Source organism: Planctellipticum variicoloris, from assembly GCF_030622045.1.
In the GTDB taxonomy this organism is placed as follows: domain Bacteria; phylum Planctomycetota; class Planctomycetia; order Planctomycetales; family Planctomycetaceae; genus Planctellipticum; species Planctellipticum variicoloris.
In genome coordinates, this window is sequence record NZ_CP130886.1 from 5,668,556 (window position 1) to 5,694,582 (window position 26,027).

The 26,027-nt window shown below is 65.2% G+C and carries 19 protein-coding genes; 10 read left to right on the forward strand and 9 right to left on the reverse strand.

Going from position 1 to position 26,027, the window contains the following annotated elements; translation table 11 throughout:
* Positions 1-38: 38 nt before the first annotated feature.
* The 3 genes from SH412_RS22090 to SH412_RS22100 all read right to left on the reverse strand — a co-directional run bounded on the left by SH412_RS22090 (position 39) and on the right by SH412_RS22100 (position 1,711).
* Positions 39-1,034 carry a sugar phosphate isomerase/epimerase family protein gene (locus tag SH412_RS22090; RefSeq protein WP_336520196.1) on the reverse strand — a complete coding sequence of 332 codons (996 nt, stop codon included), beginning with the start codon at positions 1,032-1,034 and terminating at the stop codon, positions 39-41.
* 167 nt (positions 1,035-1,201) lie between these two features.
* Positions 1,202-1,552: an aspartate 1-decarboxylase gene (gene panD / locus SH412_RS22095; protein WP_336520197.1), complete on the reverse strand. Its 351-nt coding sequence runs from the start codon at positions 1,550-1,552 to the stop codon at positions 1,202-1,204.
* Between the two features lie 27 nt (positions 1,553-1,579).
* Positions 1,580-1,711: a hypothetical protein gene (locus SH412_RS22100; protein ID WP_336520198.1), complete on the reverse strand. Its 132-nt coding sequence runs from the start codon at positions 1,709-1,711 to the stop codon at positions 1,580-1,582.
* A gap of 153 nt (positions 1,712-1,864) precedes the next feature.
* On the opposite strand from SH412_RS22100, the gene SH412_RS22105 reads away from it, so the two are divergent.
* Both SH412_RS22105 and SH412_RS22110 read left to right on the forward strand, forming a co-directional pair.
* Positions 1,865-2,848, forward strand: a complete 984-nt coding sequence (locus SH412_RS22105; protein WP_336520199.1) for an NAD-dependent epimerase/dehydratase family protein — start codon at positions 1,865-1,867, stop codon at positions 2,846-2,848.
* Entirely contained in the window at positions 2,845-4,791 is a 1,947-nt protein-coding gene (locus SH412_RS22110; protein ID WP_336520200.1) for an ArnT family glycosyltransferase, read from the forward strand. The genes SH412_RS22105 and SH412_RS22110 overlap by 4 nt, the downstream gene beginning before the upstream one ends.
* On the opposite strand, the gene SH412_RS22115 is transcribed toward SH412_RS22110, so the two are convergent.
* Positions 4,774-5,892, reverse strand: a complete 1,119-nt coding sequence (locus tag SH412_RS22115) for a glycosyltransferase family 9 protein (RefSeq protein ID WP_336520201.1) — start codon at positions 5,890-5,892, stop codon at positions 4,774-4,776. The two genes, SH412_RS22110 and SH412_RS22115, sit on opposite strands and share 18 nt — an antisense overlap.
* 360 nt (positions 5,893-6,252) lie before the next feature.
* Here SH412_RS22115 and SH412_RS22120 point away from each other — a divergent pair, with 360 nt between their 5' ends.
* The 5 genes from SH412_RS22120 to SH412_RS22140 all read left to right on the forward strand — a co-directional run bounded on the left by SH412_RS22120 (position 6,253) and on the right by SH412_RS22140 (position 13,074).
* Positions 6,253-6,729, forward strand: coding sequence for a hypothetical protein (locus tag SH412_RS22120; RefSeq protein ID WP_336520202.1), 477 nt, complete (start codon positions 6,253-6,255; stop codon positions 6,727-6,729).
* 148 nt (positions 6,730-6,877) lie between these two features.
* The gene (locus tag SH412_RS22125) at positions 6,878-10,324 is read left to right on the forward strand and encodes a pyruvate carboxylase (protein ID WP_336520203.1); all 3,447 of its coding nucleotides are present in this window, start codon (positions 6,878-6,880) and stop codon (positions 10,322-10,324) included.
* A gap of 90 nt (positions 10,325-10,414) precedes the next feature.
* Complete coding sequence (locus SH412_RS22130) at positions 10,415-11,221, forward strand: biotin--[acetyl-CoA-carboxylase] ligase (RefSeq protein ID WP_336520204.1); 807 nt, start codon at positions 10,415-10,417, stop codon at positions 11,219-11,221.
* 449 nt (positions 11,222-11,670) lie between these two features.
* The gene (locus SH412_RS22135) at positions 11,671-12,075 is read left to right on the forward strand and encodes an RNA recognition motif domain-containing protein (RefSeq protein WP_336520205.1); all 405 of its coding nucleotides are present in this window, start codon (positions 11,671-11,673) and stop codon (positions 12,073-12,075) included.
* 159 nt (positions 12,076-12,234) lie between these two features.
* Positions 12,235-13,074 carry an alpha/beta hydrolase gene (locus tag SH412_RS22140; protein WP_336520206.1) on the forward strand — a complete coding sequence of 280 codons (840 nt, stop codon included), beginning with the start codon at positions 12,235-12,237 and terminating at the stop codon, positions 13,072-13,074.
* A gap of 11 nt (positions 13,075-13,085) precedes the next feature.
* Here the strand turns inward: SH412_RS22140 and SH412_RS22145 are convergent, their stop codons facing one another.
* The 4 genes from SH412_RS22145 to hpnE form a co-directional block, all read right to left on the reverse strand.
* Complete coding sequence (locus SH412_RS22145) at positions 13,086-14,534, reverse strand: sulfatase (RefSeq protein ID WP_336520207.1); 1,449 nt, start codon at positions 14,532-14,534, stop codon at positions 13,086-13,088.
* Between the two features lie 122 nt (positions 14,535-14,656).
* Entirely contained in the window at positions 14,657-16,681 is a 2,025-nt protein-coding gene (gene ftsH, locus SH412_RS22150; RefSeq protein ID WP_336520208.1) for an ATP-dependent zinc metalloprotease FtsH, read from the reverse strand.
* A 558-nt stretch (positions 16,682-17,239) separates the two neighbouring features.
* On the reverse strand, positions 17,240-18,316 hold the full coding sequence (gene epmA / locus SH412_RS22155; protein WP_336520209.1) for an EF-P lysine aminoacylase EpmA: 1,077 nt from the start codon (positions 18,314-18,316) through the stop codon (positions 17,240-17,242).
* A complete protein-coding gene (hpnE, locus tag SH412_RS22160) occupies positions 18,317-19,744 on the reverse strand; it encodes a hydroxysqualene dehydroxylase HpnE (RefSeq protein ID WP_336520210.1) in 1,428 nt (475 codons plus the stop codon). It abuts the gene before it with no gap.
* 220 nt (positions 19,745-19,964) lie between these two features.
* Between hpnE and SH412_RS22165 the strand changes: the two genes are divergently transcribed.
* Together SH412_RS22165 and hemC are read left to right on the forward strand one after the other, a co-directional pair.
* Positions 19,965-20,762, forward strand: a complete 798-nt coding sequence (locus SH412_RS22165) for a ComF family protein (RefSeq protein WP_336520211.1) — start codon at positions 19,965-19,967, stop codon at positions 20,760-20,762.
* 97 nt (positions 20,763-20,859) lie between these two features.
* Positions 20,860-21,795: a hydroxymethylbilane synthase gene (hemC, locus tag SH412_RS22170; RefSeq protein WP_336520212.1), complete on the forward strand. Its 936-nt coding sequence runs from the start codon at positions 20,860-20,862 to the stop codon at positions 21,793-21,795.
* Position 21,796: 1 nt separating this feature from the next.
* Here hemC and SH412_RS22175 read toward each other — a convergent pair whose 3' ends face one another.
* A complete protein-coding gene (locus tag SH412_RS22175) occupies positions 21,797-24,124 on the reverse strand; it encodes a heavy metal translocating P-type ATPase (RefSeq protein ID WP_336520213.1) in 2,328 nt (775 codons plus the stop codon).
* Between the two features lie 156 nt (positions 24,125-24,280).
* Here SH412_RS22175 and SH412_RS22180 point away from each other — a divergent pair, with 156 nt between their 5' ends.
* Positions 24,281-25,948: an ABC1 kinase family protein gene (locus SH412_RS22180; protein WP_336520214.1), complete on the forward strand. Its 1,668-nt coding sequence runs from the start codon at positions 24,281-24,283 to the stop codon at positions 25,946-25,948.
* Positions 25,949-26,027: the final 79 nt, after the last annotated feature.

A 26,027-nucleotide genomic window follows, 5' to 3' on the forward strand; every position in this document is an offset into this window, starting at 1 on the left:
GCGACAGGTCTCACACAAACGGGTCGTGCGTTCGAAAACTATTCCGCAAAGGCCGCGTCGAAGGCCCGGCCTGACGGGGGGAAGTCGACGTTCTTGACGTACTGGCAGGCCTCGCGGGCGCCATGCTCGCGGTCCATCCCCATGTCTTCCCACTCCACCGACAGCGGGCCGTCGTACTTGATGGTGTTGAGGGCGCGGATGATGTCTTCGAACTGCACGCCCCCCCGGCCCACGCTCCGGAAATCCCAGCCCCGGCGGGGATCGCCGAACGAGAGGTGGCTGGTGAGGATGCCGGTCTTGCCGTTGAGGGTGACCTTGGCGTCTTTCATGTGGACGTGATAGATGCGATTCGGGAAGGCCCGGATGAATTCGACCGGATCGACGCCCTGCCAGATCAGGTGGCTGGGGTCGAAGTTGAAGCCGAATTCTTCGCGGTTGTCCAGCGCTTCCAGCGACCGCTGAGCGGTGTAGATGTCGAAGGCGATTTCGGTCGGGTGGACCTCCAGGGCGAACTTGATGCCGCACTCCTGGAAGACGTCGAGAATCGGATTCCAGCGGTCGGCGAGCAGCTTGAATCCGTCGTCGATCATCGACTTCGGCGTGGGGGGGAAGTCGTAAATCAAGTGCCAGATGCTGGAGCCGGTGAAGCCGTTGACGACGCCGACGCCGAGCTTGCGCGCGGCCCGCGCGGTGTTCTTCATTTCTTCGATGGCGCGCTGATTGACGCCTTCCGGCTTGCCGTCGCCCCAGACGTAGGGGGGCAGAATCGACTTGTGCCGCCCGTCGATCGTGTCGAGAACGGCCTGGCCGACGAGATGGTTCGAGATCGCGTGGACCTGCAGGTCGTATTTTTCGAGCAGCTCGCGCTTGCGGGCGCAGTAGGTGTCGTCGGAGAGGGCCTTGTCGACTTCGAAGTGGTCGCCCCAGCAGGCGAGTTCGAGGCCATCGTAGCCGAAGTCGCGCGCCTTCTTGCAGAGGTCTTCCAGCTTGAGATCGGCCCATTGGCCGGTGAACAGCGTAACCGGACGTCCCATAGGGAAAACCCTTTCACTCGACAGAAGCAGCGTCATGGGCGAAAGTCCGAACGCTGTCCGCAGGTAGCCCGCAGCGCGCATCGGAACGTGCTGGCAAGCTAGAGCAGGCCGAGTGGAAAGTCAACCGGCGCAGCGCGGACGCAGCTTATCGCGCAATCACGGAAGGCTCACTCGCGCGGGTGGTTGCGCTCGTCCACATGGATGATGCGGGGGAGATGGCTGGACCGTTCCGACTCGGCAAATTGCGCATAGGAGCAAATGATGACGAGATGGCCCGGCCGGACCAGATGGGCGCCGGCCCCGTTGATGCAGATCGTCCCCGACCCGGCGGGTCCCGAGATCGCGTAGGTGGTCAGGCGGTTGCCGTTGGTGATATTGTACACATGCACCTGCTCGAATTCGACGATATCGGCCAGTTCCAGGAGCCGGCTGTCGATCGTGACGCTTCCCTCGTATTCCAGGTTGGCATCGGTCACCGTGGCGCGGTGGATTTTCGCCTTGAGCAGCGTGCGTTGCATGAGCAGGAATTCAGTCGCAGAGCGGGGTTACGGAGCGGGGAGGAACGCGGCGGTCAGGTCGGCGTCTTCCATTGTGACGCGAATCCGACGGGCGGCCAAGGGCAGCTCGATACCGGTGGAATATCGCATCGGCGGCAACTGATCAGTCGCTTGTCGCAAACCCAACCTCGGCACCGCACGGAGGTTCGCCCTACTCCGCGCCCGGCCAGCGCGGTATCGTACTGGCCGTCCGAGGTGGTCCCGCCTGCGCGGAACCCGGGTGGGCGTCATTTCGACCGCCCCCAGGCCTTGGCGACGAGAGGGACGGAGCGGATGGCTCGGTGTCTGGTGACCGGCGGCGCCGGTTTTATCGGGAGTCACTTGACCGAACGACTGCTGGATCTCGGCCACGAGGTCACCGTTCTCGACGACCTGTCGACCGGTTCCCGCGAGAATCTGGCGGCGGTCGCAAACCATCCCGCCTTTCGCCTGCGCGTCGGGTCGATCACCGACCCGCTCCTGCTGACGGAAGTCATGGCGGGGAGCGAAGTGATTTATCATCTCGCCGCCGCGGTCGGCGTGAAGCTGGTGGCGGACGACCCGGTCCGGACCATCGAAACCAATATTTATCCCACCGAGCTGCTGCTGCGGCAGGCGGTCCAGGGGCGCCAGCGAGTTTTCCTGGCCTCGACCAGCGAAGTCTACGGTAAAAACCCCAAGGAACGCTGGACGGAAGAAGACGATCTGCATTTCGGAGCAACCACGCGAGCCCGCTGGGCTTACGGGTGCTCGAAGGCGATCGACGAGTTTCTGGCGCTGGCCTATCACCGCAAGTTTCAGTTGCCGGTTGTGATCGGGCGATTCTTCAACGTCGTCGGGCCGCGGCAGGTCGGACATTACGGGATGGTGATCCCCCGCTTCGTCGACCAGGCGCTGGCAGGCCGGCCGCTGGAAGTCTACGACGACGGCGGTCAGACCCGCTGTTTCGGGCATGTCCAGGAAGTCGTGGAATGCGTGTTTCGGCTGACGGAGTCGTCGGCGGCGCACGGGGAAGTCTTCAACATCGGCAGCGACGAACTGGTGACGATCCGCGGTCTGGCGGAGCAGATCATCGCGAAGGTGCATCCGGGGCTGGCGATCCGGTACATTCCCTATCGCGAAGCGTATGGCGAAGGCTTCGAGGATGTTCGCCAGCGGGTCCCCGATCTGACCCGGCTGCGAACCACGCTGGGAATGCAGCCCAGCCGGTCGCTCAGCGATATCCTCGATGATGTGATTGCCTGGAAACGGTCGCAACCTGCCGGGGATCAGACGTGACGGACGGCTCGCCGGAGTTGAGCAGGCCGAAGCCCGAAGATTCGGCCGGCGCCTCGCCTTCATCGGTCCCGCGACCATCCCTCGAACTGGCGGGCGACCAGCGCCTGCTCGCGCTGGCGGCGCCGCGACCGGAGCCGCTGTTCGTCGTCTTGCGACGGTCGGCCATGCTGCGACCGCTGCTGCTGCTAGGGGCGACGCTGCCGGGTCTGCTCGCGCTGGCGGAATGCGTTCCCGATACGCGCAGCGCCTTGTGGGGGCTGCGGGCGCTGGACGTGCTCGCCAGTCACGACATCGACGACGCGCTGCGACCGGGATTCGGCGAGGCCGGCCAGTCGCTGCTGTTTCAACCGCCGCTGCAGGCGTGGCTGGTGGCGACCAGCATGGAGTCTCTGGGGGCAACTCGCCGCGTCGCTCCGTTTCTCCCCTCCTATCTCTGGTCCGCGCTGGCCGTCTGGTGTCTGTACCGGATGATCAGCCAGCTCGCCGGTCACCGGCTCGCGTTTCTGGCGGCGCTGGGATTCTGTCTGCATCCGCAGGTTCTGACGCAAGTCCGCTCCGCATCGCCGGATGCTCTGGGAACTCTCACGGCCTGTCTGACGGTCTGGCTGTTCCTGCGGCATCTGCAGATCCCGTTCGGCATCGTCTCGTGGTCGCTGCTGGGGGCCGGGCTGTCGTGGGGTCTGTGCATGCTGGCGGCCGGTCCGCTGGCGATCATTCTGGCGGGGATCCTGCTGATTCATGCGGTCGTCTTTCCGTGGGTTCGACAGCGCACGACCGCCGTGCCGATCTCCGGACGAAGCCCCCGAGCCTCTTTTCAGAGGCAGTTTCGGAGCTGGCTGCTGCTGGTGATCACCGGAGTTCCGGTGGCGAGCTGGTGGAGCCTGATGATGTCCGAGCAGTACGGCTGGTCGTTCCAGCAGAGCTGGTGGACCGGACTCCCGACAACGCCCCCCGGACGGTCGATCTCCTTGTACTTGAAGGAAGCGATGCTGTCGGCGCGCGGGCGACTCGACCATTGGCTGATTCTGCAGACCTGGGTCGCCGGCTGGGCGGTTCTCGGCTTCTGGCAGATCAGTTCCGACTGGCGGCGGAAGGGACACGAATCGCGGCGCGAGCTGTATCACCTGGCCCTGATCTGGGGCGTCGTGGCGGTCGCAATCCGCCTCTGGATGGCCGGCGTCGGCGCGTCGATTCCGCTGAGCGCGGGACTCGTCGAACCGCTGACGATTATTCCGCTCATGATTCTTGCGGGAGTAGGCGTTGAAGCCGTCCTCGACCGCCAGGCGACGGCGGGGGGAGTGGCGACGGCGATCGCCATCACGGCGGGTCTGCTGACTCTGTCGTGGACCGATCGGTGGTGGCTGGTCGCGCTGGTCGGGGGCGTCGTCTTCGCCGGGATTCTGATCGGCGGGGCTCTGGCGACTCGGCCCTTCTCGAACGACCGCCCCTGGCAGGAGCCGCAGGTCCGCCCGCTGTTGATGGCGATCCTGTTCTGCACGCTGGTCGGTCAGTCCGTCGAGTGCATCCGCACCGCACTCCGGCGGGAGCCCGGTTCCGAACGCCTGCCGCGATTTCGCCAGAGGCTGGCGGATCTGCCGCAAGTGCAGCGGATTTCGGTCATTTCTCCCCAGGCCCCTCCGCCGGTCCAGCTTCGTCTGCTGCTGCGAAGCTGCTGGCCGGCTGCGGAACTGGTTGTCACCGAGGGCTGGGATCCGGGACTGACCCAGCACCTGAATGCGCGGGACTCCAGCGAAGAGGCCCGTTATCTCGTCGTCGAATGGACTCGGCGGGAAATCAACATTCAGGCGGAAACGGGGAGCGGCTGGCAGGTGAGGCAGGTCGCCGACCCGGCAAGTTCGTACGGCCGGCGGCTTTCCGCCTATCTGATTACGCCGGCGCCGCGCCCGATGGATCAGATCGCCCGCTCAAGCGGCCCGCGTTGAACGGAACGGAGCCAGGGCATTCCGTTCGATAAGTCTCTGCAGTCCGCGCCAGACCCGCTCCACGTCGAGTTCGGCGTGGCAGCAATGCTTCCGCGCCCCGTGGTGCGGACAGGTCTTGCGATAACTGGCGGCGCAGTCGACGGTTGTTGAAACCAGTTCGTGCGCTGGTCCGGGAGGCCCTGACTGGACCGCGCTGGTACAGGTGAAAATGCCGAGCGTGGGAGTCCCCAGCCCGGCGGCCAGATGCATCGGTCCCGAGTCGTTGCTGACGGCAACATCCACCCGGCTCAGCAATGCGGACAGTTGTTTCAGCGTCGACGAACCGGTCAGGTTGCGAACGAGGCCGCGCGGGACGAGTCCCGCGATCTGCTGCTGCAGCAATTCGGCGTCCGGTCGTTCAGCCGGGCTCCCCAGAATGACGACTCCGGCTCCCCAGGACTGCATGGCCCTGGCCGCCACGGCGGCAAAGCGTTCCACCGGCCAGCGCTTCGTTTCCCAGCGGGCGCCGGGATGAAACGCCAGCAGGGGGCGCGGCAAGCCCCCGAGCTGCTGACTGGCCCAGGCGTCGTCGTCCGCGGAAGTCGCGATGATTGTCTGTCGGGGATGATCGCCCAGACCAAGCACCTCGGCCAGACGCCAGTTGCGGGCATGGGCGGGAACCTGGCGTGTTGTGTCGGGGATTGTGCAGTTGACGGTCAGGTGGGCGCCTTCGCGCGCGGTTTGCAGGCCGACGCGGATCGGGGCGCCGGTAACAGCGGTCATCACGGCGGTTCGCAGCAGTCCCTGCAGGTCGAGGACGAGATCAAACCGGCTGCGAGCCAAGCTGCCGAAGAGAGTCAACCAGTCTCGGGCGGTCCCCCGACGATGAAACGGAATGACGCCCGCCAGATCGGGGTGACCATCGACGAGGCCGCGCAGCTCCCGGTTGATGACCCAGGTGACTTCGGCTCGTGGAAATGCTGCGCGCAGGACGGGGAGCAACGGCAGGGTCTGCACGATGTCACCCAGCGCGCTGGGCTTGATCAGGCAAATCCGCCGGGGAGAGAGCGAACGCAAGTCCTCTGCCGCAATCCCGAAGGAGAAACGGCCGCCGCGCGTCATGGAAGCATCCTTGCCTTCGGAACTGCAGACACGGCCGGATGTTAGCACTCGGAATCGGAGCCGGACAAGAGCAGTCGAACGGAGGAGTCGAGAGACGAGAGTCCAGAGTCGAGAGCCGGAACGAAGTGGATCGAGGGGGCCGGCGTCTCTGGAACTGCAATACGTCGGGAACTTCATTGGCACACAACATCCTCCATAGACTGCCATTGAGCGTCGGGCGGCGATTCACTACCGTGCCGCCTCCCCGGAGACTCCGGGGAGATTCCACCGACTGACGGGACGTCGTCAGAGCGACGTCGCGGGCCCCTGCAGATCGTCTGGGAACGGCAGCCCATTGCGATTTCTTCAGGAAGGCAGCGCATGCGGGATCGACGAGTCTGGCGGAACGGGGTTCTGTTCGCGCTGGTTCTGGCTGTCGGAATTCCTGCCACCGGCTGCGGCTATCTGCTGCATCCGGAACGCAGGGGACAGCCGAATTCCGGTCGGATCGACCCGTCGATCGTGCTGCTGGACGGGCTGGGCTGCCTCTTTTTTCTGATTCCGGGGGTGATCGCCTTCGCGGTCGACTTTTCGTCCGGAACGATCTACCTGCCGCCCGAGCACTACGGCAACTCGGGAGGAGCGCCCCGAGAACTGGTGCAACTGCAGCTTGAGCCCGACCAGCGGAACGCGGCCGGTATTCAGGACGCCGTCTACCGGCGCACCGGCCAAAAAGTCGCGCTGACCGGTCGAGGGACGGTTGTCCGGACGATGGAATCGCCGGCGGACTTCGAGGCGACGGCTGACCAGGTTTCCCAGGACATTCTGGAATCCACCCCGGCGGTCGGCAACGAGTGACCCTGCCGGAATTGCGGATTGCCCGGCCGGCCGACAATTCGGCGTTCGGGCACATTTGCGGGGCGGTGAAGGGGTGGGGTATGGTACGGCGTCCCCGGCTGTGACGGGGATGCTCGAATTCGCCTGCTCCCCCTGCCGAACGACACCCATGCCACGCATTCAGAAGCTGCTCGTCGCCAATCGGAGTGAGATTGCCATTCGCGTCTGCCGGAGCGCCCACGAGCTGGGGGTGCGGACGGTGGCGATCTATACGTTCGAAGACCGCTACGCCCTGCACCGGTTCAAGGCGGACGAGGCCTATGTCATCGGCAAGCCGGGCGAGCCGATCCGGGCGTACCTCGACATCCCCGCGATCATCCGGATCGCCCAGCAGTGCGGCGCGGACGCGATTCATCCCGGCTATGGTTTTCTCTCGGAGAACCCCGCCCTGGCGCAGGCCTGCGTCGACGCCGGAATCACGTTCGTCGGCCCCAGCGCCCGCGTACTCGATCAGCTCGGCGACAAGATCACCGCCCGCGAGATCGCCCGGAAGGCGGGCGTCCCGGTCCTGGGAGGCAGCTCCTCGCCGATCGCCAGCATCAAGGATGGCGAGAAACTGGCGGCCTCGCTGGGCTATCCGATCATTCTGAAAGCGGCCAAGGGCGGGGGCGGACGCGGCATGCGCGTCGTCCAGACCCAGAAGGAATTCGCCGGGCTGTTCGAGCAGGCCCAGCGGGAGTCCCTGACGGCGTTCGGGAGCCCGGACATCTTCGTCGAGAAGTTCATTCCCCGTCCGCGGCACATTGAGGTGCAGTTGCTGGGCGACCAGCACGGGCACCTGGTTCACCTGTTCGAGCGCGACTGCTCCGTTCAGCGGCGGCACCAGAAGGTCGTGGAGATCGCTCCGGCTCCATTCCTGGAGCCCGAAATCCGCAACGAAATCTGCGAGTCGGCCCTGAAGATCGGCAAGGCGGTCAGCTATCAGAACGCCGGAACGGTCGAGTTCCTCTACGACACCGACGAACACAAGTTCTACTTCATCGAAGTGAATCCGCGGATTCAGGTCGAGCATACGGTCACGGAGGAAGTGACCGGCATCGATATCGTGAAGTCGCAGATTCTGATCGCCCAGGGGACGCCGCTGAGCGATCCGGAGATCGATCTCGCCGACCAGTCCGCCATCCGCACGAACGGGTTCGCCATCCAGTGCCGGGTGACGACGGAAGATCCCGCCAACAACTTCATGCCCGACTACGGACGGCTGTCGCATTACCGATCGAGCGGAGGAGTGGGAGTCCGGCTCGACTCGGGAAGTGCATTCTCCGGGGCGGTGGTCAATCCCTTCTACGACTCGCTGCTGGTGAAGGTCTCGGTCCGCGGCCGGCGGTTTCAGGACGCCGCCGGGCGGATGGAACGCTGCCTGCAGGAGTTCCGCATCCGGGGTGTGAAGACCAACATTCCGTTCCTTGTGAAGGTGATGACGCACCCGCGCTTCCTGTCGGGGGGCTTCACCACGCGGTTCATTGATGAAACGCCGTCCCTGTTCCAGTTTGCCCCCCGCAAGGACCGGGCGACGAAGGTGCTGACGTTCCTGGGCGAAACGATCGTCAACGGCGCCAAGGCGACTCCCGCGGCCCTGGTGGCGAAGATCAACCGCGCCCCCGCCCCGGTTCCCGACGTCGATCTGAACGTCGCTCCGCCCGCCGGCAGCCGCGATAAGTTCAAAGAACTGGGAATCGAAAAATTCCAGCAGTGGATTCTGAAGCAGCGGCAATTGCTGATCACGGACACCACGTTCCGCGATGCACACCAGTCGCTGCTGGCGACCCGCTTCCGGACGCACGATCTGCTGCAGATTGCCGATTACTACGCCCGCGACTGTGCGCAGCTCTTTTCGCTGGAAATGTGGGGCGGAGCCACGTTCGACACCTCGCTGCGGTTTCTGAAAGAGTGTCCCTGGCAGCGGCTGGCGGACATGCGGAGCAAGATCCCCAACATCCTGTTCCAGATGCTGCTGCGGGCGTCGAATGCGGTCGGCTATACGAACTATCCGGACAACATCGTCCGCGAGTTCGTCAAAGAGGCAGCCCAGGCGGGGATGGACATTTTCCGCGTGTTCGATTCGCTCAACTGGGCGCCGAACATGAAGGTCGCGATGGAAGCCGTGCAGAAGGCGGGGGGCATCTGCGAAGCGGCGATCTGCTACACAGGGGATATTCTCAATCCCGAGCGTCCGAAGTACGACCTGAAGTACTACGTCGAGCTGGCGAAAGAGCTGGAGAAGATGGGGGCGCACATCCTGGCCATCAAGGACATGGCCGGCCTGTGCAAGCCCCAGGCCGCCGAACTGCTGGTCAAGACGCTCAAGCAGGAAATCGGGATTCCGATCCACTTCCACACGCACGACACGGCGGGGATTCAGGGGGCGTCGATCCTGATGGGGAGCGAGGCCGGCCTCGACATCGCCGACGCCGCCATGGCGCCGATGTCGGGGGGCACCTCGCAGCCCAATCTGAACGCCATCGTCGAAGCGCTGCGCTTCTCCCGCCGACACACCGGGCTGGAAACGAGCAAGCTGGATGCGGCCGCCCGCTACTGGGAAGCGGTCCGGAACTATTACCTGCCGTTCGAGACCGTCATGTTGCCGGCGACGGGCGACCTGTACCAGCACGAGATGCCGGGGGGGCAATACACGAACCTGTATCAGCAGGCCAAGGCTCTGGGACTCGCCGAGCGCTGGCCCGAGGTCTGCCAGGTCTATGCCGAGGTCAATCAGCTCTTCGGCGACATCGTGAAGGTGACTCCCAGTTCGAAGTCCGTGGGGGACATGGCCCTGTTCATGGTCGCCAACAATTACACCTCGGCCGACATTCTGGACGAGAGCCGCGAACTGGCCTTCCCCGAGTCGGTCATCGACCTGATCGGCGGCCGGATGGGGCAACCGCCGGGGGGGTTCCCGAAGAAGGTGCAGAAGCGGATTCTGGGGGACCTGAAGCCGGTCAAGGGCCGGCCGGGAGCGAGCCTGCCGGCGGCCGACTTTGCCGCTGCGAAAGACAAGGTGAAGGGGATTCTCAAGCGGGAACCCGAACACCGCGACGTGGTGACCTGGCTGCTGTATCCCAAGGTCTACGAAGAGTACGCCGCCCACACGCACAAGTACTCCGACACGAGCGGTCTGCCGACGCCGGTCTTCTTCTACGGGCAGGAGCCCGGGGAAGAGATCTCGATCGAGATCGAGCCGGGCAAGACGCTGATCGTGAAGTTCCTGACGCTGGGCGATCCGCATTCGGACGGCAAGCGGACGGTCTTTTTCGAGCTGAACGGGCAGCCGCGCGACGTGACCGTCGTCGACAAGTCGCTGGAGGCGACGGGGCCGTCGAATCTGAAGGCGGATCCGGGGAACCCGAATCACGTCGGGGCCAGCATGCCGGGGATGGTGGTGACGATCGGAGTTCAGGCGGGCGCTGCGGTCGTGAAGGGGCAGAAGCTGCTGACGCTGGAAGCGATGAAGATGGCGACCAACGTCCAGGCGGAACGGGACGGGCGAATCGACAAGGTGCTGGTCAAAGCCGGCACGCAGGTCAGCGCCGGCGATCTGCTCATTACGTATGCCTGATGGACTGGCCGTGAGAACGGGATTCGTGCAGTCGGGTGGCCGGGGCTGGAGCGTGTTCGCGAAGCCCCGGAAGTCGGGGCGGAACATACGATGACTGGCAGCCCCGCGGAGCACGAGTCCGCTCTCAATGATCTCGTCGAACAGACGTGTCTGCGGTCGGTCGAGTGGCTGCCGGAGGTCGTGTCGACGAATACGCTGGCGCTGCAGCAGGCGGCGGACGTCGCCGCCGACCAGTTGCCGCGACTCTTCTGGGCGGATCGGCAGACGGCCGGGCGAGGGCGGGGAACGAATGCGTGGTGGTCGAGTGAGGGCTCGCTGACGTTTTCCGTTCTGCTGGCCCCCAGTGCCTGGGGATTGCCGGAGGCCGCCTGGCCGCAAGTCTCCCTGGCGACAGGCGTCGCCGTCTGCGAGGCGCTGGGAGAACTGTTTCCCGGCCTGCCCGTGGGGGTCAAGTGGCCGAACGACGTGTTCTGCCGGGGACGGAAGCTCGGGGGGATTCTGCTGGAGCCGAGCGATCGCGTTGCGGACCGGCTGGTGATCGGAATCGGCCTGAATGTGAATAATTCGTTGACGGGTGCGCCGGACGCGATTCGGATTCTCGCGACAAGCCTGTGTGACGAGTCGGGGGGGGCGACAGCCCGAGAGGTGATTCTGACGCGTGTCCTTCAGGCGTTGGATCGAATGTGTCAGCGGCTGGCGGTCGGGGACATCGACTGGCCGGTCGAGTGGAGTCGCCACTGTGTTCTGACCGGGCGGCGAATCCAAGTGACGGCAGGTGACCGGGTAATTGAGGGGGTCTGCGCCGGCATCGACGAAATGGGCGCGTTGCGCGTCGGGACACTGACGGGAATCGAGCGGTGTCTGGGAGGGACCGTGCGCGTGATTTCCGAGGTGTGAAACGGGCGTCGTCGATTGCAGAAAACCCCTGTCTGGCAGGCTGTAACGCACGAAAAGCCGGGTTCCCAGGAGTGGGAAACGGAGTTCAGAAATTCTTCTGGAAATCCATAAAAAAGGCTTTAATCTTGCTGGTGTTCGTGCGATAACCGTCGTCAAGTGGTTTGGCATAGGCGGAACCACCCGGAAGACGACGAACGGAACTCACACAACACTCATCGGCAGCCCGATCGTGCTGGGCGGCCCTCCCTGAGGGGGAGTGCAGGTGTGGCGGAATGCGTCGGGAATTCAAACGTCGAGGTCAGCCGCCGTCGGGGTGCGGAGACCGGAAATAGTGAGAATCGCGAGACGGTCTGGTTTGCGGTCGGTCCCCTCTTCCACGCCCGTTCCAGGGCAGCCTTTCGATTGCATCGGTTTCTCTCGGAGCCGCTTCGGCTCGCAGAAGGATGACTATGGCTAAGAATCTTTATGTCGGAAACCTCCCCTACCAGACGACCGCGGATGACCTTCGCGAAGCGTTCTCCGCGTTCGGGACCGTGACCCGCGCCCAGGTGGTGTCGGATCGCGAAACCGGCCGGTCACGGGGATTTGGTTTCGTCGAAATGTCGGACGGGGCCGAGCAGGCTGTTGAAGGACTGAATGGCGCTCCCTTTCAGGGACGCACGCTGACCGTCAATGAAGCTCGTCCGCGTGAAGAACGCAGCGGCGGCGGTGGCGGTGGATACGGCGGTGGTGGCGGCGGAGGATCCCGCGGCGGTTCCCGCGGTGGTGGCGGCGGCTACGGCGGTGGTGGTGGCGGCGGCTACGGTGGCGGCGGCGGTGGATATGGCGGCGGTGGCGGCGGTGGCCGTTACTAAGCCAGACACAGCCTCGCGGTTCACAACGCGATTATGACAACCCCGGCAGCCCCCGACCTGCCGGGGTTTTTTCGTGGACCCGCCAAACCGACGCGGGATTGACGGATCGCCGCCTTAGGGAGTAATTCACCGACCTGTTCAGGGGTTGCAGGAATTCCCATGTCTCGCGAAGCCGCAAAGCCGCTGATTGTGTGCTGCCTCGTAGTCGCCGGCTGCGCCTCGCTGGGTCCGCTGTCGCCACTCCGTCCCGTCGAGCGAAGCCTGCTGTTCCATCCCGCGGCCTGGCCCCAGGGAGAATGGGAGCCCGACGGTTTGACTCCCGAAGATGCCTGGTTCACGGCCGCCGACGGAACCCGCCTGCACGGCTGGTATGTCGATCATCCCGAACCGCGTGGCGTGGCGCTGCTCTGCCACGGAAACGCGGGGAATATCTCCGGTCTCGCCGAGACGCTGCAGATTCTGAATCAGCGGCATGGTCTGGCGGTCCTGGCCTTCGACTATCGCGGTTACGGTCGGAGCGAGGGGAAGCCGTCCGAGGCGGGGATTTTGCAGGATGCCCGCGCCGCACGGACCTGGCTCGCCCGACGGGCGGGCGTGGCGGAGTCCGACGTGACGCTGATGGGCGTCTCGCTCGGCGGAGGGGTGGCGGTCGACCTGGCCCAGGACGGGGCCCGGGGGCTGGTGCTGGCGAGCACGTTTACCTCGTTGCCGGCGGCAGCCAAGCACCATTTTTCCTGGCTGCCAACCGGCTCAATGATGACGTTCCGGATGAATTCGCTGGAAAAGATCCGCAACTACCCGGGGCCGGTGCTGATCAGTCACGGCGACGCGGACGAAGTCATTCCGTTTGCGCACGGGCAGCAGCTCTACGAAGCGGCGCCGGGCGAGAAGACCTTCTTTCGCGTTCCCGGCGGTCACCACAACGATCCGCAACCCGAAGAATACCGGGTGGCGTTTGACGCGTTTCTCGAGCGGCTGCCGCCGATGAGCAGACGGTGATCGCGAATTGCTCAGCGTTGCTTTCTGTCCTCGGGATTTGCACTCGCTGCATAGTCGGCGATCGATTTTCGCAGCTCCGCGACCGTGTCCTTGTGAGCTGGGTCGTTAATGAGATTGCGGGCCTCCTGCGGATCGGCCTGCAGGTCGTAGAGCTGTTCTCCCTTCCTGCCGGCGTCCCAGCTTGTGAACCTCCAGCGGGGAGTGCGGACGCTGTAGCCGTCGACCTTACCGCGTCGCACTTGTGTGTATGCGGCCGGTTTGACGGTGGCCTGCGCGTCCTGCAGTACGGGGCGGAGGCTGACTCCGTCGAGATAGTCGGGCGCCTTCAGGCCGCACAAGTCTGCGAGCGTCGGGTAGAGGTCGACCAGTTCGGCGAGAGCCGGCGTCGACTTGCCGTTCGCCGCAGCGCCGGGGGCGGCGATGATCAGGGGGACGTGGGCCGAGTTTTCGAACAGGCTCATTTTCTGCCAGAGGCCGTGCTGGTACATGTGATAACCGTGGTCGCTGGTCATCACGATCACGGTCTTGTCGGCCAGCCCGAGCCGGTCGAGAGTGGCGACAACGCGACCGACCTGAGCGTCCATAAATGAGATCGAGGCCCAGTACGCCTGGATCGCCTCGCGACGCAGATCGTCGGACAGCGCTTCCTGGTCTTTCTTCGCGCTGGCGTAGGCCAGCGGCGGCACCCGTTCTTTGTCGTCCGCCGAAAGTTCGGGCAGCGTGATGCCGGACGTGGGGTAGCCTTTGAAATAGGATTTCGGCGCGACGTAGGGCGTATGCGGCCGATAGAAGCCGACCGCCAGAAAGAACGGCTGATCCTTGTGCTCTTCCAGCAGGCTTTCCGCCGCGGTCGCCGCCAGTCCGTCGGTCTGCTCTTCGTCGGCGCCTTCCGCGGCGAGCCAGCTCAGCGTGCCGCCGTAGCTGCCGGGAGTGAGCGTGAAGATCTTGTTTTCCTCGGCTTTGTCGCGGCCGGCGGGATTCACGACGAAGTTCCAGGACTTGTCGTCGTCGAGTCCGCTGGTGCCGATCTGACCCGGGACGCCGTAGTGATACAGCTTGCCGACGCGTGCCGAGAAGTAGCCGTTGTTCTTGAACAGTTCGGGGAGGGTGACGGTGTCGGGGATGAAGTCGCGGAAGTGGGGCGTGGGGCGGTATTGGGTGGAGAACCGCGCCCCTCCCGGATTGGTGTGAATCTGCGTGGCGTTGGGACGCCGCCCGGTCAGGAACGAGCTCCGGCTCGGACTGCAGAGGGGGAACTGGCAGTAGGCTTGTTCGAACCGTACGCCGCGCTTCGCCAGAGCGTCGATGTGAGGCGTCTTGACGACGGGATGACCGTAGCACTGCAAGTCACAGTTCAGGTCGTCGGCGATCAGGAACAGGACGTTGAGCCGTTCCGCCGCGTGGAGATCGCGGGCGGCGCCAACGGCGAACAGGGTGAAGACCAGGCACCAGCGCAACATGATGAGCATCCCCGAGTGTGGCAGCCGGTCGCCTCGCAGACCGCGGGCGACGCGTGCGTTCTCAGGAATTGTGCCCGTTCAAGGGGCATCGCACCACTGCCGATCCGGAACAATCGGCGGGTTCAGCCCCCCTGAACGACTTCGCCCAGCGGAGGGGCGTCGCGATCGATGACGGTCTCCTCCACGGTCTTCCCCGGAACAAACGTGCCGGGCTTCAGTTGCGGTCCGGTCCGGTACTGGTTGAGGATCGCCGCGATCTGGTCGGCGTTCATGACTTCCTTTTCCAGCAGATCCCGCGTCAGGTGCTCGACGACGTGCTTGCGGGAAAGCAGGATTTCATGAGCCGTGGTGTAGGCCTGATCGATGATCCGGCGGACTTCCAGATCGATCTCGCGAATCGTCTCCTCGCTGTGCTGATGATCGCCGGTGGAGTTCGCTCCACCCAGGAACGGCGAGCGCACAATTTCGCTGTAGTGGACCCGGCCGAGCTTGGGGCTCATGCCGAACTCGGTGACCATTCGCCGGGCCAGATCGGTGGCCCGCTGCAGGTCGTTGGACGGACCGGTCGAGCCTTCCTGGTAGATGATGTCCTCGGCGGCGATGCCTCCCATCAGGACGCAGATCCGGTTCTGCAGTTCGGTCTTGGTGATAAGCTGCCGGTCTTCCTCGGGGCGCTGCATGGTGTAGCCCAGAGCGCCGATCCCGCGGGGGATGATCGAGACCTTGTGGACCGGGTCGACATTGGGGAGCGTGCAGGCGACGAGCGCGTGGCCGATCTCGTGGTACGCGACCCGCTGCTTCTCTTCGTCGGGAATGATCCGGGTGGTTTTTTCGAGGCCGGCGACCACGCGTTCGATTCCCTCTTCGAACTCGACCGCGGTGACGCTGGTTTTATTCTTGCGGGCGGCGAGCAGGGCGGCTTCGTTGACGAGGTTCGCCAGGTCGGCCCCGACGAAGCCGGGGGTCAACCGGGCCAGGTGCTTGAGGTTCACCCCGTCATCGAGTTTCACCCGGCGGGCATGTACGACAAGAATCGCTTCGCGGCCTTTGATATCGGGACGATCGACGACGACGTGGCGATCGAACCGGCCCGGCCGCATCAGGGCGGGGTCGAGCGTGTCGGGACGGTTGGTCGCCGCCATGACGATCACGCTCTGCTCGGAGGAGAACCCGTCCATCTCGACCAGCAGGGCATTGAGGGTCTGATCCCGTTCGTCGTGGCCGCCGGGACCGCCTTCGCCCCGGCGTTTGCCGATGGCGTCCATTTCGTCGATGAAGATGATGCTGGGGGCCTTCTGCACGGCCTGAGCGAACAGATCCCGCACGCGGGAGGCGCCCACGCCGACGAACAGCTCGACGAAGTCCGAGCCGGACAGGCTGAAGAACGGCACGCCCGCTTCGCCCGCGACAGCTTTTGCGAGCAGCGTCTTGCCGGTCCCGGGAGGGCCGACGAGGAGGACGCCGTGAGGAATTCGTCCGCCGAGCGCCTGGTATTTTGCCGGGTTGCGGAGGAACTCGACAATTTCCCGCAGCTCTTCCAGCGGTTCGTCGATGCCGGCGACGTCGGCGAAGGTCACGCCGAGGTCTTCCTGGGCATACATCCGCCCTCGGCTGCGGCCGAAGGACATTGCACTCCCCGGCCCGCTCATCCGACGGAAGATGTAAAGGAAAAAGACCAGGAACATGACCGGGACGATCAGCAGATAAGCCACCTGCTGCCAGTCGGGCGGCTGCGAAGCGCCGCGGTAGTTGATCTTGTTGGCCTCAAGCAGGTCGATGATCGACTTCTGGGACTCATCGCGAAGTCCCACCGTGTGGACGGTGAAGGTCTTCGGCGTCGCCTTGGAATTGGAGGGCTGTCGCGGCAGATCCTGGAAGGTGATTGAGGCCGGAGTGATTTCCAGTTCGTAGACGTTCGTCGGGTTCAGGGTTCCGTTGCGAATCTGGTCCTTGAATTCGCTGACGGTCAATTCCTGCCCGTTCCGGTTGCGCCCCCCGAAGGAGAACACCAGAGCCGAGATCACAATTCCGATCATCAGGAACCAGAACACATTGCTCGCCGGACCGCGTTCCGGCTTGCGGGGTGCAGGTTTGCGCGGCGGTTCGGGCGGGGCAGACGAACTGGATCCAGAATCGGAAGAAGCCATCAGTCGGGAAATCCTGAAGAGCCGGGGCGTCCGGCGAGGTAGCCGACGGACGGGGGGTCGCTCGCCTCTGCGACGAGGCGACCACACAGCAATCATATCCCGCGATTGCGTCTCGCGGCAATTGGCCCCGTCACAGTGAACCGTCGCCGGAGGTCTTTCGACTCGACGTGGCGGCGGCGCTGAATCGGGCGGACAGACCGATTTGTCCAATTCCGCTGGCGCGCCGCATGCGATGTCTGAACGTCGTCTGGCAAACGCTACTCCGCGAACAAGGATTTCGCGAGAGTCGCAAGTCGTTTCTGAAAAGCACGTTACATCCTCCCAGGCGATCGCCGCGAACATTGGGAAGGAATTGGCGGCACGGCCAATGCACTGCGGAACTCGATGGACTTCGATGTTCCGGGCCAGGGTGGGCGACCTCGCGCCGCCCACTTCTTGATCATCGGAGTTCACGAGCGCGTGGGCGACCTGAGAGACCGCTGCCTGCTCTGATGTCGGGCGGGGACGCAGGGTTCGGAGAACCAGGCGTCCCCGCCTTGATTTCTAGCGAGTCAGGCGTCAGGCCCGGGCCAGCGGAAACGCGAGGACCTCGTCGATCGACGTGCAGCCCAGCGCGAGCATGAACAGTCGATCGAGCCCCAGCGCCACGCCCGACGATTCCGGCAGCCCGGCTTCCATCACGTCCAGGAGCCGGCTCTCCCGCGGAAGCGGCCTCAATCCCGCGGCGAACCGCAGCGCCGACTGCTCGTCGATTCGCTGCCGCAGAATGCCGGCGTCGGTCAGCTCGTGGTAGCCATTGCACAGTTCGATGCCGTCGACGTACAGCTCGAACCGTTCGGCGACGGCCGGTCCGCCGGGAACGTCGCAACGCGTCTTCGCCAGTGCGGCCTGCGACGCCGGGTAGTCGAGCAGAAACGTCGGCCGGTCGCGTCCCAGTTGCGGCTCGACCAGCTCCGCCAGCAGAAAATTGAGCCAGCCGTCGCGATCGTCGTCCGCCAGACCGGGGGGCGGAACGAGACCGCGTCTGAGTGCCAAGGCAGCCAGATCCGTCTGCGCGGCGTCGAGGACGGTTCGACCGGCGTGTCGCAGAAATGCCTGGTCGTACGTCAGACGTTCGTAGGGGGCGGGCTCGCAGCCCTGTCGAACGGCCGTCGACTCCGATCCGTTTCGAACGGAAACGCCCGCCTGCAGGACGCTCCGCACCAGGTCTTCGGTCACCTGCATCTGGGCGTGGTGGTCGTCGCCAACACGGTACCACTCCAGCATGGTGAATTCGGGATTGTGCCTCCGGCCGACTTCGCCGTTGCGGAAGGCCTTGCAGATCTGCCAGACCGCCGTCGCCCCGGCGGCCAGAACCCGCTTCATGGCGAACTCGGGCGAGGTCTGCAGGTAGAGGGGCTGACCGCCCGCGGCCCACCGTTGAGGCTCCGGCAGCCAGTCGGCGACGAACGGTTCCAGCCAGGCATCGACCACGATGTCATGCGACAGAAGCGGCGTTTCCAGTTCCCAGTAACCGCGATCGTCGAAGAACTGCCGGACAGTTCGCAACAGCCGCGCGCGCTGCTGAAGTGCGACAATCGAAGCCGTCGGCAGGGCGTTGTGATGGGCCGACTCGTCGCCGATGTCCGAAGTCATTCAGGATCTCTTATCCGCCAGGTCGGGGTCGCAAATTGGCAGCAGGGCGCGGGACAGAGGCGAAACGGGGAGATCGGGCTGCAGGAGCAAGTCAGACTGACCGCGACGACGAAGAATATTCTCCGCCGCCAGATAACCGCTGCGAACAGCCCCCTCCATCGTCGCAGGCCAGCCGGTCTGCGTCCAATCCCCGGAAAGCTGGATGCCGGGAACGAGCGTCTGCTGCGCAGGCCGCAGGGCTTCGCTCCCCGGCAGCGGCGAGAAAACCGCCCGCCGTTCGGTGACCTGCCGGCTATGGAGCAGCGCCGCCTGTGCGACCGCCGGCCAGACCTGAGACAGTTCTGCGAGGACTTGCCGGAGAACATCAGCCTGGGATTGCCCGGCCAACATCCGGCTGGCGCTGATCACCACCTGGCAGTACCAGCTCCTGGGAGACCCCTCGACGGCCAGGCGTTCCCGCTGAAAAACCCATTGAACCAGGCGGTCGACGAAGACTGCATGCGGCAGATCGGTGACCGGACGGTCAAACCACAGATGCACGCTGGTGATCGGAGCGGCTTCCAGTTCGGAAACGCCGCGGATCGCGGGATCGTCGGCCAGAACCGGCGGCAGCAGATCGAGCACGCGAAAGAACGGAACGGCCACGATCGCGTCCTTCGCGACGAGTCTCTCCCCCGAGCGCAGCTCCACGGACGGCGTCCCGTCGTCTGCCACATGTACGCGCTCCACGCCGGTCGAGACCCGGACTTCCACCCCCTGTCCGATCAGCCACTGCAGCAGCGGCCCCGAATAGAGGTCGTCGAGCGGGACCGTCGGAATCTCGACCGTCCAGCCGTTGGCGTTGGTCAGGAACGAGTCGACAAAGACCTTTCGCGCAATCGGCACGCTGATCCGGTCCAGCGTTTCGCTCAGGGCGCTGACCAGCACGACTTCCCAGAAACGACGCACGGCCCGCGGCGGCTGTCGATGACGCTCCAGCCACGCGGCGAAAGTCTCGCCACGTTCCACGCCGGCCGCCGGGTCGGCCAGGGCGCGCAGGCCCAGCGCCAGTGCCAGTTTGTCGCTCCAGCCCAGATAGGACAGCCCGGCGAACGCCCGCGCCAGATGGAGCGGCGCCGGCAGGCGATCGGCCGCAAAACGGTGGTCCCGGCCGTCGGGACCGATGAAGTGCAGACACTCCGCCGCCCGGAAGTACGGCGCCAGGCCGGTCAGCCGGCAGAAGTGCAGAAAGTTCGTGCAGCAGCCCATCGCCACGTGCTGGCAGTTGTCGACGAACTCTCCCGAGCCCGCATCCTGAAACGAACTGGCCCGCCCACCCAGCCGCGGGCGAGATTCGAGCACCACGGACTGCACGCCATGCACGGCGAGACCCGCCGCGGCGGCCAGACCGGCGAGACCGCCGCCAACAATAATGACCGAATCCGACATGCGGCGCTATCGACCTGATTGAGACTGAAACTTTGGACGTCGGGCCAGACCGCAGGGAAGCCCCGGTTCGGCGCTCCGGGGCTTCGCGAAGACGCTCCAGCCCCGGCCACCCGTTCAAGACTGTGTTCGAACCTGCCTCTACTGACCGGTCCGACGAGCCGGTATCCTAGCGGGTGATTTCCTGGCGGTAACGCGAGTCCCCCGGATTTTCGGAGGCAGCATGCCTGCGATACTCTCCCGTACGGCCCATTCGCTCTGGCGGCCCGCCCGAAGCGTCTGGGATTCCGCCGTCGACTTCGTCTATCCGCCGGCCTGCGTTCTGTGCCTGTGCGATCTGCCGTCGTCGCGGCGTAAAACGGACTGGTGGACGACCTCCCTCTGTGCGGAGTGCCGGGCCGAACTGGCGCCGCCCGTGCTGCAGGACTGCCAGCGGTGCGGCGCTCCGGCGGGACCGTTCGCCGACACGTCGAGCGGCTGCCCATATTGCCGGGATGACCGGTTTGTATTCGAAGCTGTCTATCGTCTCAACGTCTATGAGGGGAAGCTGCGGGAAGCGTGTCTGCGGGCCAAGTCCGCGTGGGGCGAACCGATGGCCCGCGTGCTGGCGGATCTCGTCTGGGAACGGAGTGGAGCCCAGATGCGGGAGATCGGGTTCTCCTGTGTGATTCCTGTCCCGCCCCACTGGACGCGCCGGTACCAGCAGCCGCACTCAGCCCCGGAGACGATCGCCCGCAGGCTGGCCGCACACCTGCAGATTCCCGTTCGCAGCACGGCGCTGGCCAAGATCCGCCGGACGCCGCGGCAGGCCGGAGCGTCGCCGACGGTCCGTCGGCAGCAGCAGCGGGGGACCTTTCGCTGCCGCCAGCCGGCCCATATTGCAGGGCGAACGGTTCTGCTGGTGGATGACATTCTAACGACCGGTTCGACCGCTCAGGCGGCCGCCCGCGCCCTGAAAGACGCCGGGGTCCGTCGGGTTTTCGTGGCGGCGATCGCCCGCGGGCTGGGGCGACATGCCTGATGCGGTTTCCTCCCGGCGGGGCTGACGTTACTGTGCAGGCTATAAATTCCTGACGGTCAAACCGTCCGTTTCCGGTCACTTCGTCGTCGAGCCGTTGATGAGTCCCGCCCCGCTTCGCATCGCCACCCGCGCCAGTCAGCTTGCCCTCTGGCAGTCGAACTACATTGCCGATCTGTTGCGGCAGGTCGTTCCGGACCGGGAAGTGGTCTTGGTCGAAGTTTCCACGACCGGCGACCGAGTCCAGACGGAAACATTGCGGGCGCTGGGAAGCTTCGGCGTCTTCACGCGGGAAGTGCAGGCGGCCATTCTCGACGGCCGGGCCGACCTGGCGGTGCACAGCCTGAAGGATCTGCCGACGGATGTCATTGAGGGGCTCTCACTGGGGGCGGTTCCGCCGCGCGCGCCGGAGTTCGATTCCCTGATCCTGCCGCAAGGCTCGTCGCTGGCGCCGACGCTGGATGCCCTGCCTCAAGGCGCCAGGGTCGGGACCGGCAGTCCGCGGCGGCAGGCCCAGCTCAAAATGCTGCGGCCCGATCTGGTGCTGTCGGAAGTGCGGGGGAACGTCGACACGCGATTGAAGAAGCTCGACGCCGGCGACTACGAGGCGCTGATTCTCGCCGCCGCAGGGCTGACGCGACTGGGCTGGAGCGGGCGGATCTCCGCCGTGCTGCAGCCGCCGGCGATGTATCCGGCGGTCGGTCAGGGGGCGATCGGCGTGGAATGCCGCACCGACGACGTCGAACTGCGGGGGCTGCTGGAAAAATTGACGGATTGCGCGACGCTGACTCGCGTGCTGGCGGAACGGAGCCTGCTGGCCACGCTGCGGGCCGGCTGCCATGCGCCGCTGGGAGTCAGCACGCGGATCGAAGGAGATCGGCTGTTTCTGGAGGCGGTCGTGCTGCCGCTGGATGGCAGCCACCGCTGGACGGCGGCGGCCAGCGGACTCGTCAGCGCCCCCGCACAACTGGGCGTCACGGTGGCGCAATTGCTGGTTACTCAGGGAGTCGAGCGAGTTCTCGGCCGGACGGAGTGAGTCATTCCGCTCGTCGGAGCCGCAGGCTGTTGAGGACGACCGACACGCTGGAGAACGCCATCGCCGCGCTGGCGAGCATTGGCGAGAGGAGCCAGCCGGTCAGCGGGTAGAGTGCGCCGGCTGCGATTGGAATCGCCACCACGTTGTAACCGAAGGCCCAGAACAGATTCTGGCGGATGATGCTCAGCGTCGCCCGCGACAGCCGGAGCGCCGTCAACAGGGATTCCAGGCGTCCGCCGACAAGGGTGATATCCGCGGCGGCCATGGCCACATCGGTCCCGGAACCCATCGCCAGGCCGACGTCGGCGCTGGCCAGTGCGGGGGCGTCATTGATGCCGTCGCCGACCATGCCGACCGTCTGCCCGGTCTGCTTGAGCCGGCGGACCTCGTCAGCTTTCTGCGCGGGGAGGACCTCGGCGATCACCCGTTCGATGCCGACCTGTGCGGCAACGGCCTGAGCGGTCCGCGAGTTGTCGCCGGTCAGCATGACCGGAACGATTCCCAGTGCTTTGAGCTGCTGAATGACCTCGGCCGCTTCCGGACGGGGAGGATCAGCGACAGCGATCAGGCCGGCGGGCTGTCCGTCAATGGCGACGAACATTGGCGTCTTGCCTTCGGCGGCGAGACGTTCGGCCTGGTTCACCAGCTCGGAAGACTCGACTGAGCGTTCTCTCAGCAGCGCGACGTTGCCGATCAGGATCTCACGGCCCTCGACGCGGGCGGAAATCCCACGGCCAGTGAGCGACTGGAAATCGGCGGGCGCGGTGAGCTCCAGCGAGCGCTGGCGGGCCGCGGCGACGATGGTGGCGCCGAGCGGGTGTTCGCTGAGCTGCTCCGCCGAGGCCGCCAGCCGCAGCAGCTCGGATTCGCTGACGCTGCCGACAGGAACAATGTCGGTCACGGTCGGCTGGCCGGTGGTGATCGTGCCGGTCTTATCGAGGATGATCGTGGTCAGGCGATGGGCGTGTTCGAGGGCGGCGCCGCTCTTGAACAGCACCCCCAGTTCCGCGCCACGGCCGGTTCCCACCAGGATCGCGGTCGGCGTGGCGAGGCCCAGCGCGCAGGGGCAGGCGATGATCAGCACGGCAACCAGCGTGTGAATGGCGAACGAGACCTGCTGTCCGGACGGTCCCAGAATCAGCCAGGCGATGCCGGTCACAAGGGCGAGGACCAGCACGATCGGCGTAAACACTCCCGCCACAACGTCGGCCAGCCGGGCGATCGGAGCCTTCGACCCCTGGGCGTCGCGGACCTGTTGGACGATCTGCTGCAGCACGGTGTCGCGGCCGACGCGTTCCGCGGCGAATTGAAACGCGCCGGTCCCGTTGATCGTGCCGGCATAAACGCGGGCATCGATCTGCTTGGCGACCGGCAGGCTTTCTCCCGTCAGCATCGACTCGTCGAGGCTGGACGATCCGGAAATGACCACGCCATCGACCGGGACCTTCTCGCCGGGGCGGACGACGACAATGTCTCCGACGCGGACGTCGCGAATCGGGCAGTCCTGTTCGACGCCGTCACGGATGATGCGTGCCGTGCGGGGCTGCAGGCCGAGGAGTTTGCGGATGGCGTCGCCGGCGCGGTGTTTCGCCCGCGATTCGAGCAAACGTCCCAGGAGGATCAGCGTGATGATCGCGGCGGCGGCTTCGAAGTAGACGGGGGCCTCCGCGCCATGTCCGGCGTGTGCGGCCCCGGCAAGCGAAGGCGCCAGCAGCACGGCCGTGGACCAGAGGAACGCGGTCATCGTGCCAAGGGCCACCAGGACATTCATGTCGGAGCCGCCGTGCCGCAGGGCGAGCCCGGCCGAGCGAAAAATGGGCCAGCCGCCGTAGAGAATGACCGGGAGGCTGAGAACAAGCTGCAGCCATGCGAAGGCGGGATGGTTGAACGCCGGGATCAGGCCGTGCGACATGGCGATCACCATGACCGGCGCTGCGCAGATTGCGGAGACCAGGAACCTGCGCCAGAGGTCGTCTGCAAGGGCGGCCTCTGCCTGCTCCTGTTGTTCCTCCGGGGACAGGTCGCTGTCCTCGGCGGAGACGGGCAGGACGACGCCGTATCCCAGGCCCTCCACTGCCCCGGCGAGCCGACCGACGCTGGTGCGGCTGCCGTCAAAGGCCACGGTGGCGCGGGAGGTGGCGAAGTTCACCCCCGCGTTGATCACGCCGGGCTGAGCCCGCAGCGCCCCCTCGATCCGCGCGGCGCAGCCGGCGCAGGTCATCCCGGTGACCGGGAACTCGGTCCGCTCGGCGGATTCCGGAGTCTCCGCGCCGGCGGATTCTGCAACCGGCGTGACGACGGGCAGATTGATGGCAAATTTCGTGGACATCGCTTTGGTCTCCTGCTGGGACACAAGAGCGTTCTACCCCAGTGTCGCAGAGTTGCAATGCGTCCGGCAACCGCAGAGAGACAGTTCCTGGCAGGCGATGCGAGGAGTCTCCGTCTCCTGTAGAATTCGTCAGTCAACATCTGTGGAGAAAGAGTCTTGGAAAGCCACCCGTTCCGGCTGCTGCGCAACATCGGTCGAACGCGACAGATCGTCACCGTACTGCTCAATCACGGTTTCGGCGACGTCGTCGACCGGATCGGCCTTCGCTCAGCCTGGAAACGCTGGCGGTGCTTCCTGTTTCGCCGCAAAGAAGCCCCGACCCCGCGACTGAAGACCGTGGAGCGGATCCGGCTGACGCTCGAGGCGCTCGGACCGACATTCATCAAATTCGGCCAGGTGATGAGCACCCGCCCGGACGTCGTCCCTCCCGACATGCTGACCGAACTGAAAAAACTGCAGGAGAGCGTTCCCCCCTTCGGTCCTCAAAAGGCCGTGCAGGTCCTGCAGCACGAGTTCGAAAAGTCTCCGTCCACGCTGTTCGCCGAGTTTGAAACCGAGCCGCTGGCGGCAGGTTCGCTCGGTCAGGTCCACCGGGCGCGGCACTTCGACGGCACGCCGCTGGCGATCAAGATCCGCCGGCCCGACGTGGTCCGGGACGTGGAACGCGATATCAGCCTGATGCAGGAGCTGGCGCTGCTGCTCGATCGGCACGTTCCGGAATCGCGCATCTTCGACCCGATCGGGCTGGTCAATCACTTCGCCCGCACGATCCGTCGGGAGATGAACTTCGCCCGCGAAGGGCGGACGATGGAAGAGTTCTCCCGGCTGTTCCAGGACAACGACATTCTGTACGTCCCGCGAGTCTACTGGGACCTGACGACCGAGGCGGTCCTGACGATGGAATTCGTCGAAGGAGCCAATATCAACGATCGCGCCGCTCTCTTGAAGCTGCCGAGATCGCCGGCCGAGATCGCCGGCGACGGCGCCCGGATCTTCATGAAGCAGGCCTTCGAGTTCGGCATGTTTCATGGCGATCCCCATCCCGGCAATATCCGGATTCTGCCAAACGGCCGGGTCTGCCTGCTGGACTACGGCATGATCGGCATGCTGGACGAAGAAACCCGCGAACAGCTCGTCGACCTGCTCCAGGCCATCGCCAACCAGAACGCCGATGCCGCCGTCGACGTGGTGCTGCATCTCGGAGAGCCGCGCGGCGAAATCGATATGGGGCTCCTCAAAATCGACATGCGGGACTTCATCGCCAACTATTACGGCGTCGAGCTCGAACGGATCGACGTCAGCCGGCTGCTGTCGGATTTTGTGGGCATCATGTCGACGCACCACATCCGCTGCCCCGGCAGCCTGATGCTCCTGATCCGGGCGCTGGTGACGCTGGAAGGAATCGGGGCCAGCCTCGACCCGGAGTTCAATCTGGCCGGGTATCTGCAGCCCTTCGTGGAAAAGCTGGTCAAGGACCGTTATCAGCCGCGGAAGATGGCCGAGCGGGTCTTCCGCGACGTCCGCATGCTGGCAGGCTCGCTGCACGACCTGCCGGTCCATCTGGGCAAGACCCTCAAGAAACTGGCCAACGACGACCTGCAGGTCCACCTGGATCACCGCGGGCTGGATTATCTGATCCTCGAACTCGAACGGGCCAGTAACCGGCTCGTGGTGGGGATGGTCGTCGCCGCGCTGATCCTGGCCTCCGCGATTCTCATCCCGGCGGGAACCAACACCTTCTGGGTCAGCGTGCCGATCTACCTGCTGTCGAGCCTGCTGGCAATGTGGCTCGTCTACGGCATCTTTCGCAGCGGGAGGTTGTAGGGGAAGTCGAGAGACCAGAGTCGAGTGTCGAGAGCCAGAACAGAGACAGACACCGGCGTTTCGGGCGATCCGCTCTCTT